Below are 10,778 nucleotides of genomic sequence, written 5' to 3'. Positions count from 1 at the left end.
CTGTTAGAGAGTCGCTCCGCAGCGTCTTCACGACGTGTGAGCAACTTTTGGTCGATCTATCACCTATCGGAAGACAGCGTGCAAGAAGGACAGGCGAAGCAGAAACTGGATGTCAGCATCGATGCCGATACCCTTTTCATGGGGCATCGCGGGGCATTGATCAGCTATTCCGCACGCATTCTGGGCTCTCGGGATGCGGCTGAGGACATTGTGCAGGAAGCCTATCTGCGCTTCGGCAACGGCCATTCCCCAACGCAGAGCGCGCGTGAGGGCTTGGCCTATCTTTACCGCATCGTGCGCAATCTCTCTCTCGACATCGTCAAGCGTCGCAAGATCGAACAGCGGGCGCAAAATGTTGACCCGCCCTTCTGGATCGTTCCGCGCGCCACCGAAACGCCGGAGCAGACAACGATGTTCTGTGATGAAGTGCGCATCGCACAGCACGTTCTGGCCTCTCTGCCGCGGGATATTCAAATCGCGGTAGAAATGCACCGGCATGGCGGCTGCACGCTGGAGGCCGTGGCCGACCATTTGGGCATATCAGTTGCAACGGCTCACCGGCATGTCAAAACCGCCATGATGAAGATCGCCATCGCGCTTGACAGAAAAAATTCCTGATCTTCGTTATTTTCACGAAAAATTTGCCCGCCTCAATCGTACTACACTCGATCAGCAAAGTCGGATATGAGCTTTACAGGATCCGAAGCGGGTATGACGTGACGCGGCACAACCAAACAGATGAAGAACTGCTGGACGAAGCGATGGACTGGTTCCTGCGCCTGCGCGAGCCATCGCGCTCCAACAGTGATGATCTGGCTTTTGCGGCCTGGATGGGGCGATCTCCCACCCACCAGCGGGCATGGGCGAAAGCCTGTCGCACCTGGGAAATCATGGGGGAGACAATCCCGGTCAACCTGCCCGCCTGGCAGGCTCCGACCCACAAACAAAACACAAAAGCGCGCCGGTTTGGCCGACGGCCAGCTCTGGGCATCGGCATTGCGGCCCTTGCGGCCTGTCTGATCGCGGTCGTGGTTGGCCCGACCGCCTTGACGCATTACGAAGCGGACTACACAACGACGACGGCGCAAACACGCCGCATCGTTCTGGACGATGGCACAACGGTGGACATGAGCGCCGAAAGCGCCATCGCGGTCGATTTCTCAGGGTCTAAGCGGCAGGTTCGCCTGTTGGCCGGTGAAGCTTTCTTCGATGTTGAGCCGGATGCAAACAGGCCATTCACCGTGGATGCGGGCGGTGAGCTTGATATCACCGTTGTCGGAACGGCCTTCGACGTCAGCGTCACGCCACAGCTTGCCAGCATTCAGCTCGCCCATGGGCTTGTGGATCTTTCTGCGCGACAGTCAGGCAATTCGATGAGATTGCGACCGGGCGATTCCGTGTCGCTGGATCGCGGCAGCGGTGAGGTTACCCGTACCGCCATGGACGTAAATGCCATCGCCACCTGGCGGGACGGCAAGCTGTTCGTGCAGGATGTTTCGATTGCGACAGTGGTTGCAGAACTGCAGCGCTATCACCCCTCATGGATCACAGTGGCAAGCGGCGAACTGGGTGCGCGGCGCGTGACCGGTCTCTACGATCTCTCCAATCCGGACCACGCACTGGAAGCGCTGGTTAGCCCCTATGGTGCCAAGGTGCATCACATTTCGCCGTATCTGCGCGTGCTCTCCTTCTTCTAATCTTAAAATTCTCATAAGTTTTTTCGCAAGCCTGTGAAAAATCCTCTCCCGACGATCGTCTCTACCTCATGTGCAAGCAGGGGGCTTGCTGAGTAAGCGTATAGGAGACGGGGCGGCATGGCGCTTCAGGTAAACGGGGAACGTTCGGGTCAATCGAGCCGGGGTCAGGTTCTGGCACTGCGGTTGATGGCATCGGTGGCCATCGCCACGGTCACATTGGCGCAAACGCCAGCAGCAAATGCGCAGAGCGCACAGCAGAGCTACAATATTCCAGCCCAGCCACTGGCTTCGGCACTGAATGCTTTCGGCAGGCAGTCCGGTTTGCAGGTGTCGTTGGCCGCCGCCACATCGCAGGGTCTGACCTCCCGCGCCGTTTCCGGCAATTTGTCGCAGCAAGCCGCGCTGGCACAGCTTCTGGCCGGCACCGGAATTTCCTACAGCATTTCCAATGGGACAGCCGTTATCGGAGGCGCAGCCAGCGCGCCGGTTGCAGCCTCCGATGGTAGCACCGTTCTTGCGCCAATCGTCGTCCAGGGCCAGACGACTGGCCAGGGCGGTGTTGGCGAAACAGTGATCGGACAGGAAAAGCTGGAGCGGATCAACCCGACCAGCGTCGCAGATGTTTTCCGCGAAGAGGCCGGTATTCAGGTTGGCAGCTCGCTGCCCATGTCGCAGAAAGTCTATGTCCACGGCGTCGAAGAAACCAACCTTGCCGTCAGCATCGATGGTGCCCGCCAGAACAACAAGGTCTTCCACCACAACGCGACAAACATTATCGACCCGTCGATCCTGAAGGCTGTGGATGTGGATGCAGGCATTGCGCCCGCCGATGCTGGCCCCGGCGCACTCGCAGGCGCGATCAACTACGAAACGCGCGATGCAAAAGACCTTCTGGAAGACGGAAAGACATTTGGCGGCTTCGTCACCTCGACCTACAATTTCAACAGCGAAACTGTTGTGACCGGCCTTTCGGCCTATGGCATGAAGGACGGCTTCGATTATCTGGGCTACATCACCTATGGTAACGGAAATAATTTCGAAGGCGGCAACGGCGATATCGTTGATGGCACGAAGACCAACCTCATGAGTGGCCTCGGCAAGGTTGGATACGAGTTCGAAAGCGGTGATCGCTTCGAGATCAGCCATGATCGCGTCGTCGATGACGCACCGCGTCCTTACCGCGCCAATGCGGGCATTGTTACGGGAGGACGCCCTGGCGAGCCGTTGATTCGTGACTACCGCCTCGACCGGCAAAACACTGTTTTAACATACACGGATGAAACACCCGAAGGCTGGTGGGACCCTAAAGTCATGTTGGCCTATGGCTCGACCAAAGTGACTGTACCGATCTACAGAGGCCCGACCTATCTTCAACACGATAGTGGCAAGACCTCTACATTCAACGGAAAGTTCGAAAACAAGTTCTCGTTCGATATTGGCAATGTCGTCGCTGGTTTCGATTTCTACAATGACCGCGCATCGCTGAAAGACCCATCTGATGCCGGTCGCGAAAGAGCCAGCAATATTGGCATCTATGCCCAGGCGCGACTTGAGCCTTGGGAGCACACGCGGATTTCCTTCGGCGGCCGTGCCGACCAGCAATGGTTCACCGGCGTCAACGATAGCGACTTCAACAATAATGGTCTGAGCTTCAACATTTCAGGTGAATATGATCTAACGGAGATCTTCACCGCGAAAGCTGGCTTCTCCCATGTCTGGGCTGGCATCCCGCTAGCGGAAAATTTCATCATCAACCCTTCCTGGAACTATGGTGCAGATGGTCCTGAGCCCGTCACGGCCAACAACTATCTGGTCGGCCTGGAAGCAGAACATAATGGCTTTACGGCCGAAGCAAGCCTGTTCCGCACCGACATCGACGACGCGCGTGTACCCCTTTACAATTACAATGCCAGCAATCCAGCGCCCTTCCCGGGAGCATTGCCCACCTTGCGCAGTCGCAATCTCACATCCACGGGCTTTGAAATCGGTGGTGGTTACGAATGGACAAGTTCCTATGTGAAGGTGAAATATGCTCATATCGATGTTGAGGTGAACGGTTCGCCAGCCGATTCCGATAGCGGCAATTATCTGGCCACTCCCGGTGGCGATATCATCACCATCAGCGCCGCCCATACATTCGACCAGTGGAACCTGACGGTTGGCGGCGATATCGAAATCGCACCGCAATACGAGGTCTATAAATCCTATGAGGTCGTCAATCTGTTCACGGAATGGAAGCCGGAGCAGTTGCAGAACTTCACCTTCCGTGCGGAAGTGAAGAACCTTCTGGATGAGAGCTATTCCGACCGCGCCAGCTATGGGCAGGAATTTGGCAATGTCACGCCTCTTTATGAGCCGGGCCGCAGCTTCCTGATCACCGCCAAGGCAACGTTCTGAGCCCATGGAGAACCAAGCGCCACCGGTAGGTTATTCGGTGGCGCAGAAAAGGAGAATGCGATGATGGAAACCGTAGCGACGCTGCAAACCGAGCATGGTGCTAAATACATCGCGCAACTGTGCAAGCATTTCGCCCACAAGGTCGATGTTTCCCACGCGGATGGCCATGGCGAATGCCGCTTCACCTGTGGCACTGCGACCATGGATGCGGATGCCGATATGCTGACGATCCGCGTCACGGCTGCGGATGAGGAACAGGTCAAGGAAACGCAACACGTCATCGAAAGTCACCTCTTGCGGTTTGCCTTTCGCGAAGAACTCCAGCCTCTGCAATGGTCGCCGTCCGCGCAAGAAGGCGCAGCCGGGCCATGAGAGCGATGCGGTTCTGGCAGCTTTTTTTCGTCTTCGGCCTGTTCGCAAGCGCTGCCGTAGCAGCCGAGATCAACACGGCGCGTGGACCTGTTGATATTCAAGGGCAGCCGCAACGCGTCGCGGTGTTCGATCTCGCAGGACTCGACACGCTGGACAGTCTTGGCATCAAGCCCGCAGGCGTGCCGCAGAAGCTTTATCTTCCGCAACTGGAACATCTTAAAGACAACGCCGAAGCCGTCGGTGACATTTTCGAGCCGGATCTGGAAGCGCTGAGTTCGCTCGGCCCCGATCTGATCATTCTGGGTGGCCGGTCCTCACCCAAACTGGCCTCCACCTCCCAAGTCGCCACCAGCATCGATATGACGATGGACGGCGATGATCTGGTGGAACAGGCAAAGCTTCGCCTTGCCGACTACGGCACGTTGTTTGGCAAGGAGAGCGAGGCGAAAGCCATAGCGAAAGAGCTGGATGGCGAGATCCAGACAACGCGGGCAGCTGTTGCGGGCAAGGGCAACGCCCTGATCATCATGACCAACGGCCCGAAGGTTACCGCTTACGGCGCCGGATCACGTTTCGGCTGGGTTCACGCCACGCTGTCTCTTCCCTCCGCCGTCAATGCCATGGAGGCGGCCACCCACGGCGAGGCGGTGTCCTTCGAGTTTATCCACAAGGCAAACCCTGACTGGCTTTTCGTGGTGGATAGGGCAGCGGCCATCGGTTCCGGTGATCAGGGCGCACGTGCCACGTTGGATAATGAGCTGGTTGCCGCCACAACCGCGTGGCGCAAAGGCCAGGTCGTTTACCTGCCATCAGCCGATTTCTACATCGCCGCCGGTGGCGTTCAGGCCACAAAGCGGGTGCTTGCCACGATCAGAGAGGCTTTTTCCGCCGCCCAATGATGGTATCTGACAACCCAAACCGGAAATGGCTACTTGGACTGGCGGGCGTGATGCTCGCCTTTCTGTGTTTCGTCAGCCTTCTAATTGGCGCGGGCGATGTCTCCCTATCCGGCCTTTGGACTGCTTCCGAGCAGGGAGAATTGCTGGCAATCAGCCGACTGCCGCGCACGCTGGCGGCGGTTCTGGCCGGTGCCGCTCTGGCGATTGCGGGCCTTATCATGCAGGCTATTGCCCGCAACCGCTTTGTCGAGCCGGCAACGGCTGGCACCGCCCAATCCGCTGAACTTGGCATTCTCCTCGTCACATTTCTTTGGCCAGCCGCGACATTGGGGTTCAAGACGCTGGTCGCAAGCGCTGCCGCCCTCGCAGGCACCGGCCTGTTTCTCATGACCGCGCACCGTCTGCCGCCGACCCAGCCATACCTCGTGCCGTTGTTTGGGTTGGTCTATGGCGGCGTGATCGGTGCTGCTGCCACCTTCATCGCCTGGCAGGCCGATCTCCTTCAATATCTGTCGGTCTGGAGCAATGGTGATTTTTCAGGCGTCCTGCGTGGCCGCTATGAAATGCTGTGGCTAGGCGCGCTGCTGGTGGCAGCAGCCTGGGCCTTTGCCGACCGCCTGACCATCATAGCGCTTGGCCGGGAAACCAGCATCGGTCTTGGCATAGACTACCCGCGCATGCTGCAAATTGGCCTTGTCATCATCTCCATCATTTCAGCCGTTACGGTTGTGGTCATCGGCATTATCCCATTTGTCGGCCTTGTCGTACCCAACCTTGTTTCCCGGCTGATGGGCGACAATATGCGCGCCACACTCCCCGTCACAGCACTATCAGGGGCCATTCTGACCCTGAGCTGCGATATTTTGGGCCGGGTCATGCGGTTTCCCTATGAGATCCCAGTCGGCACCGTCATGGGCGTCGTCGGGGCGCTACTCTTACTGCTCCTGCTATTTCGGCGGCGCAGCGATGCTTAGACGTCCAATGATCCTTTTAAGCCTCGCGGCGCTTGTCAGCATCGTCTGTTTCATGACCATTGGCTTGCGTGGAAACCTCGGTTTCGTTCTCGGCCTGCGGGCCGTCAAGCTTGCGGCGCTGATCGAAGTGGGCGTGGCCATTGCCATTTCCACCGTGGTCTTTCAGACGGTTACGGCCAACCGCATTCTCACACCGTCCATCATGGGCATTGATGCGCTTTACGTGTTCGGGCAGATCCTGCTCGTCTTCCTGTTCGGCGGGCTTGCCTATACGACGATGGATGCGCGGCTGAAATTCGTCGGTGAAATCATTCTGCTGATGGGCCTGACCTGCGGCCTCGTTCTGCCGGTGCTGCGGGCGCGGTTCGATATGGGGCTGATGCTGCTCTCCGGTATCGTCGTCGGCGTTCTATTTCGCAGCCTACATTCGCTGCTGTCGCGCCTGATAGACCCCAATGATTTTGCCGTCGTGCAGGGGGGAAGCTTTGCCAATTTCAACGATGTGAACACCGAGCTTCTGGCCGTGGCATCGCTGATCACCGCAGGCGCGCTGATCTGGACATGGCGGGCACGGCATGTTCTCGACATCGTCGCACTTGGGCGCGATGCGGCAATCGGTCTTGGTATCGAGTGGCAAAAGACCCAGATCATCTGCCTTATGATGGTTTCACTGCTGGTTGCCGTTTCCACCGCACTAGTTGGGCCCGTTGCCTTTCTCGGTCTTCTTTTCGTGGCGCTTGCGGAACGGATCGTCCAGTCACGACGCCATGCCATCCTGATTCCGGCTGCGGCCCTCGTCTCCATCATCGTGCTCACGGGCGGACAGACGCTCTTCCAGCATGGTCTGGGCAACAGTTCGACCCTTGGCGTTGTCATCGAATTTACCGGTGGCATCGTCTTTCTCATCCTCCTCTGGCGCGGGAGCCGCAGATGATCCGCATCGACCATGTCTCGCTGCAATATGGCGCAGCCCGGATTTTGAAGGACGTTTCCCTCACCATTCCCAAGGGCGGCATTACCGCGCTGATTGGGCCGAATGGCGCGGGAAAATCGTCGCTGCTCGGGCTGATTGCGCGCCTCCAGCCCTTGCAGACGGGTTCGATCAGCGTGGATAACCTCTCGGTCGTATCGACCCCATCTAGCGAGCTTGCAAAAAAACTCGCCATTCTGCGGCAGGACAACCAAGTCGCAAGCCGGTTGACGGTGAAAGAACTGGTTGGTTTCGGGCGGTTTCCGCACAATCGCGGTCATCAGACGCAAGCAGATCATCAGATGGTAGAAGAAGCGCTCCAGCTTTTTGATCTGTCTGATCTATCAGGCCGGTTTCTGGAAACGCTCTCCGGCGGACAACGCCAGCGGGCGCTTGTGGCGATGGCGTTTTGTCAGGACACGGATTATCTGCTGCTGGACGAACCGCTGAACAATCTCGACATGTATTTCGCCCGCGAACTGATGCAATCCCTGCGCAAAATTGCCGATCAGGACCGCAAGACCATCATCATCGTTCTGCATGACATCAACTATGCCAGCGGATTTGCCGACCGGATGATCGCGATGCGCGCCGGTGAGATCGTTGCCGATGGCGCACCACAGGCGCTGATGACATCGGAAACGTTGGAAGCGATCTACGGCTTCGGCATTCCTGTTGCACAGGTTGGCCAACAGCGCATCGCCATGCCGTTCATGGCAGAGCCTTACAACGTCAGTTAGTGGACGACCACATCGTCATCGCTCAGGAAGCTGCGAATGCCGTCCTTTTCGCAGGTTGCCAGAAACTCTTCCCAGGCATCCTTGTCGGTGGCAAAGGGCTCTTCCCAGGTTGTCACATCATCTTCTTCACTGACGACTTCTAGCGTCCAGTCATTGTTGGTGCCGGCAGGGCGAAAAATATCCACCAGCACCGTCACGCCGTCATCCTCGAACTCTCCCGAAAATTCGGAATGTTCCAGCTTCTGTTTCTTTTCCATCGAACTCTCCGGTCAAAATGTGCCTGGTCTAGGCATAAATACCAAGGCGCGCCTGTTTCATTGCGGTCAATAATAGCGAATGGGTCAGGACTTTGTAAGAGACGACGGCGCCAGCGAATGTTGAATTGGTATCAATCGCTTACGATGGAAGCCTGCGTTGCAGCAATGATCTCGGCTTTGCTGACCCCTTCAGCGCATTCAACGATCCGAAGGCCACCGGGCACAACATCCAGCACGCCGAGATTGGAAATGATCCTGTCGACCACGCCCTTGCCGGTCAGCGGCATGGTGCAGGCTTTGAGTATTTTCGGCTCGCCCTGCTTGGAGGTGTGGTCCATGACGACGACGACGCGGCCTACACCCGCGACCAGATCCATGGCCCCACCCATGCCCTTGACCAGTTTTCCCGGTATCATCCAGTTGGCCAGATCACCCTCCTCAGACACTTCCATGGCACCGAGAATGGCCATGGCGACCTTGCCGCCACGGATCATGCCGAAGCTTTGGGCGGAGTCGAAATAGGCGGTTTGCGGAAGCTCTGTGATCGTCTGCTTTCCGGCATTGATCAGATCGGCATCCTCCTCGCCCTCAAGCGGGAAAGGCCCCATGCCCAGCATTCCGTTTTCTGACTGAAGCGTGACGGATATTCCCTCGGGAATGTAGTTCGAGACAAGGGTTGGAATGCCTATTCCAAGGTTGACATACCATCCATCCTGCAATTCCAGAGCCGCACGGGCGGCCATTTGGTGACGATCCCACATGGTATGTTCCTAAGAGCGTTTTCTGACTGTGCGCTGTTCGATCCGTTTTTCGTGCTGCCCCTGGACGATGCGGTGCACGTAAATTCCCGGCAGGTGAATGTGATCGGGCTCAAGCCCGCCCATCGGAGCAATCTCCTCGACCTCGGCAACACATATCTTGCCACAGGTGGCGGCGGGTGGATTGAAATTTCGAGCTGTCTTGCGGAAGATCAGATTGCCTTCCGGATCGGCCTTCCAGGCCTTGACGATGGATAGATCCGCGACGATGCCCGTTTCCAGAATGTGGGTCTTGCCGTTGAAATCCTTGTGCTCCTTGCCTTCAGCGATAACAGTGCCGACACCGGTGCGGGTGTAAAAGCCCGCAATGCCTGCGCCCCCTGCCCTCATGCGCTCTGCCAGCGTGCCCTGCGGGTTGAACTCAAGCTCGAGTTCGCCAGAAAGATACTGGCGCATGAACTCGGCATTCTCACCCACATAGGACGAGATCATTTTGCTAACCTGCCGGGTTGCCAGCAGCTGTCCCAAGCCAAAATCATCAACACCGGCATTGTTGGACGCAATGGTGAGGTTCTTAGTGCCAGCATCTCTGATGGCGGCAATCAGCAATTCAGGTATGCCGCAAAGGCCAAAACCGCCAGCAGCAATCAGCATTCCATCAAACAGCACGTCCTCAAGTGCCGCACCCGCATCAGCGTAGATTTTCTGCATTCAATCTCTCGCAACAATGACCCGACACAGACATGCGGGAACCACCCATTGTGACAGTCTACTCAACGCCGATCCATTCACCAGCACTTTTGCTGAGGAGCGGCGCGCGTTGCTGAGGTTTCTCAACCGAACTGCTTTTGAACGCTGCGCTTCATTCCGGCCAAGCTCGGGCCGCGCACCGTTCTGTAACGGGCGGCGATAAGATTATAGGTGCCGAATGCAGCCAAACCGACGGCAATCACAATGAAGATGATGGCTCCGCCGGGCAATTGCCGCAACCACTCCATCGCGTCGCCCATTCCCCCCGCCTGGTCCGGGTTCACCTTGAAGCCCGCATAGGCAAACAGAAAGCCGACGACCGCGAAGACGACGCCTCGTGCCGCAAGGCCGTAAATGCAGACATAGGTAAGCCAGCTGACATGGGCCGGTATAGTGATGTATTTCTCAAATTTGCGCATCAAGCCCTTGAGAAGCGTAACGACGCCGCCGGCGATGAAGCCTAACCCGACAGCGATGGCGAGATAGGAACCAAATGGCTGGGACATGATCCATGCCGCCATCCCGCGTTCTCCCCCACCTTCGCTTGCGCCTCCAAACAGAGCCTGGCTGAGCGCATAGGCTCCAAGACCGATGTAGGTCACGGCACTTCCGAGCAGACTGGCTCTGATCACCAGAGCTTTGCCATCCGTCCCATGACCGTCGCTATCTGCGAGTGCCTGGGCGAAGCGCCATGCAACAAAGCAGAAAAGCCCAATTCCAATCAGCCCTACCCAGATCTTGCCGAAGGGCTGATCCAGCAGCGACGAAATCGCCGATTTGCTGTCCGGCTGGCCACCGACCACGCTGGAAAATAGCGCCAAACCAGCTACCAGCAGAAACACGATGCCTCGCGCAGCATAGCCAAGCTTTGCAAGCATCTCAAAACGAAGTTCCTGTGGCACTGGCTGTCTCCCTGGGCTGCATCCTTGAGGTGCTAACGCCAGAGACGCAGAAAGGTTGTGGA

The 10,778-nt window shown here is 57.5% G+C and carries 12 protein-coding genes; 8 read left to right on the top strand and 4 right to left on the bottom strand.

What is annotated here, in order from left to right:
• Nucleotides 1-78: 78 nt before the first annotated feature.
• From ACQZ51_RS19710 to ACQZ51_RS19675, 8 genes are all read left to right on the top strand, one after another.
• Nucleotides 79-618, top strand: a complete 540-nt coding sequence (locus ACQZ51_RS19710) for an RNA polymerase sigma factor (RefSeq protein ID WP_448779804.1) — start codon at nt 79-81, stop codon at nt 616-618.
• A gap of 98 nt (nt 619-716) precedes the next feature.
• Nucleotides 717-1,697, top strand: coding sequence for a FecR family protein (locus tag ACQZ51_RS19705; RefSeq protein WP_448779803.1), 981 nt, complete (start codon nt 717-719; stop codon nt 1,695-1,697).
• A 117-nt stretch (nt 1,698-1,814) separates the two neighbouring features.
• Nucleotides 1,815-4,094, top strand: coding sequence for a TonB-dependent receptor domain-containing protein (locus ACQZ51_RS19700; protein ID WP_448779802.1), 2,280 nt, complete (start codon nt 1,815-1,817; stop codon nt 4,092-4,094).
• A gap of 60 nt (nt 4,095-4,154) precedes the next feature.
• A complete protein-coding gene (locus ACQZ51_RS19695; protein ID WP_448779801.1) occupies nt 4,155-4,466 on the top strand; it encodes a DUF2218 domain-containing protein in 312 nt (103 codons plus the stop codon).
• A complete protein-coding gene (locus tag ACQZ51_RS19690; protein ID WP_448779800.1) occupies nt 4,463-5,365 on the top strand; it encodes a siderophore ABC transporter substrate-binding protein in 903 nt (300 codons plus the stop codon). Before ACQZ51_RS19695 ends, ACQZ51_RS19690 begins: the two co-directional genes overlap by 4 nt.
• Nucleotides 5,366-5,415: 50 nt before the next feature.
• Entirely contained in the window at nt 5,416-6,339 is a 924-nt protein-coding gene (locus ACQZ51_RS19685; protein ID WP_448779799.1) for an ABC transporter permease, read from the top strand.
• Nucleotides 6,332-7,273, top strand: coding sequence for an iron chelate uptake ABC transporter family permease subunit (locus tag ACQZ51_RS19680; protein ID WP_448779798.1), 942 nt, complete (start codon nt 6,332-6,334; stop codon nt 7,271-7,273). The genes ACQZ51_RS19685 and ACQZ51_RS19680 overlap by 8 nt, the downstream gene beginning before the upstream one ends.
• Nucleotides 7,270-8,049 carry an iron ABC transporter ATP-binding protein gene (locus tag ACQZ51_RS19675; protein WP_448779797.1) on the top strand — a complete coding sequence of 260 codons (780 nt, stop codon included), beginning with the start codon at nt 7,270-7,272 and terminating at the stop codon, nt 8,047-8,049. The genes ACQZ51_RS19680 and ACQZ51_RS19675 overlap by 4 nt, the downstream gene beginning before the upstream one ends.
• On the opposite strand, the gene ACQZ51_RS19670 is transcribed toward ACQZ51_RS19675, so the two are convergent.
• From ACQZ51_RS19670 to ACQZ51_RS19655, 4 genes are all read right to left on the bottom strand, one after another.
• Entirely contained in the window at nt 8,046-8,306 is a 261-nt protein-coding gene (locus ACQZ51_RS19670; protein ID WP_448779796.1) for a hypothetical protein, read from the bottom strand. The two genes, ACQZ51_RS19675 and ACQZ51_RS19670, sit on opposite strands and share 4 nt — an antisense overlap.
• A 131-nt stretch (nt 8,307-8,437) precedes the next feature.
• Nucleotides 8,438-9,067 carry a 3-oxoacid CoA-transferase subunit B gene (locus ACQZ51_RS19665; protein ID WP_448779795.1) on the bottom strand — a complete coding sequence of 210 codons (630 nt, stop codon included), beginning with the start codon at nt 9,065-9,067 and terminating at the stop codon, nt 8,438-8,440.
• A 9-nt stretch (nt 9,068-9,076) separates the two neighbouring features.
• Nucleotides 9,077-9,775: a CoA transferase subunit A gene (locus tag ACQZ51_RS19660; protein ID WP_448779794.1), complete on the bottom strand. Its 699-nt coding sequence runs from the start codon at nt 9,773-9,775 to the stop codon at nt 9,077-9,079.
• Between the two features lie 122 nt (nt 9,776-9,897).
• Nucleotides 9,898-10,692 (bottom strand): DUF1206 domain-containing protein, encoded by a 795-nt coding sequence (locus ACQZ51_RS19655; RefSeq protein WP_448779863.1) that lies wholly within the window; start codon nt 10,690-10,692, stop codon nt 9,898-9,900.
• Between the last annotated feature and the right edge of the window lie 86 nt (nt 10,693-10,778).

The organism is Agrobacterium sp. CG674 (assembly GCF_053521645.1).
Note: the sequence above shows the minus strand (reverse complement) of the source record. Positions and strands in the feature narration are given on the sequence as shown.

Bases quoted from the DNA above. Each gene is read 5' to 3' on its own strand.
- ACQZ51_RS19700 (WP_448779802.1), top strand. From the start codon at position 1,815: ATGGCGCTTCAGGTAAACGGGGAACGTTCGGGTCAATCGAGCCGGGGT.
- ACQZ51_RS19695 (WP_448779801.1), top strand. From the start codon at position 4,155: ATGATGGAAACCGTAGCGACGCTGCAAACCGAGCATGGTGCTAAATAC.
- ACQZ51_RS19690 (WP_448779800.1), top strand. From the start codon at position 4,463: ATGAGAGCGATGCGGTTCTGGCAGCTTTTTTTCGTCTTCGGCCTGTTC.
- ACQZ51_RS19685 (WP_448779799.1), top strand. From the start codon at position 5,416: ATGCTCGCCTTTCTGTGTTTCGTCAGCCTTCTAATTGGCGCGGGCGAT.
- ACQZ51_RS19680 (WP_448779798.1), top strand. From the start codon at position 6,332: ATGCTTAGACGTCCAATGATCCTTTTAAGCCTCGCGGCGCTTGTCAGC.
- ACQZ51_RS19675 (WP_448779797.1), top strand. From the start codon at position 7,270: ATGATCCGCATCGACCATGTCTCGCTGCAATATGGCGCAGCCCGGATT.
- ACQZ51_RS19670 (WP_448779796.1), bottom strand. From the start codon at position 8,306: ATGGAAAAGAAACAGAAGCTGGAACATTCCGAATTTTCGGGAGAGTTC.
- ACQZ51_RS19665 (WP_448779795.1), bottom strand. From the start codon at position 9,067: ATGTGGGATCGTCACCAAATGGCCGCCCGTGCGGCTCTGGAATTGCAG.
- ACQZ51_RS19660 (WP_448779794.1), bottom strand. From the start codon at position 9,775: ATGCAGAAAATCTACGCTGATGCGGGTGCGGCACTTGAGGACGTGCTG.
- ACQZ51_RS19655 (WP_448779863.1), bottom strand. From the start codon at position 10,692: ATGCTTGCAAAGCTTGGCTATGCTGCGCGAGGCATCGTGTTTCTGCTG.